Origin of the sequence: Elstera litoralis (genome assembly GCF_000963705.1) — a bacterium.
GTDB classification, from domain to species: Bacteria; Pseudomonadota; Alphaproteobacteria; order Elsterales; family Elsteraceae; genus Elstera; species Elstera litoralis.
The window spans coordinates 1-751 of the sequence record NZ_LAJY01000852.1; the positions used below are offsets into that span (position 1 = coordinate 1).

The 751-nt window shown below is 47.5% G+C and carries 1 protein-coding gene and 1 pseudogene; both read left to right on the top strand.

Features of this window, described 5'->3' with window-relative positions; translation table 11 throughout:
• Positions 1-378, top strand: a pseudogene (locus VZ95_RS20190) (GIY-YIG nuclease family protein); the annotation flags it as partial.
• Between the two features lie 79 nt (positions 379-457).
• Positions 458-751: PDDEXK family nuclease (locus VZ95_RS24630; protein ID WP_156995467.1), on the top strand; the 294-nt coding region annotated here is incomplete at its 3' end.

The window sequence follows — 751 nt, forward strand, 5'->3', positions numbered from 1 at the left end:
GCATCAGTCCCGCAAACCAAGAGCGCAATGCTGGATACCATCATCGTGCCCGCTCAAAAGGAGGGGTTCGATAGGGTCTTTCTGGGTGAACAATGTTGGTATGCGATCAGAATTTCGGGCGGGATGCTCGACAAGATCAAATATATCGCCGGGTACCAAACCCAGCCTATATCTGCAATCACGCATTACGCGCCCGTATCGCGGATTGAACCCTATGGTGAAGAGGGCAAATATAAAGTGGTGTTCTCCGAGAGGGCCAAGTTGATCGGGCCAATTCCCTTCGCCGATGCGCCGCAGGGGATTATGCAAGGGCCTCGTTACACCTCCTTCTCAAAGCTTCGGTCAGCGAAGAAACTTGCGGAATTACTCATTAAATAATAAGAGACTTTGGAATATTATCTTCTTAGCTTAACATTTTGGCCTTTGTAAACGCGCAAAGATTTTAAGGGGGGGGAAGATGCTTAAACGTGAGATTGGGAGGCTTGCGCTCGAATTCGAGGTTCTGGTCGGCGAAATCCTCGTCAATCATGGTTACGATGTCACTCTTAACCATCGAACTCCTGCCAGTGAGCCGTTCCGCGTCCGAGAGATCGATATTCTGGCAAGGAATGATAAAGAAAATATACTCATGCCTGTTGAAGTGAAGTTTTACACTTTGGGAGGTGTGACCCTTTCTAGATTGCGCGATGCGGCTTCTTATACAAGTAATTTACGAGAATTTTCACATAAATCTAAACCACTGCTGGTCTGC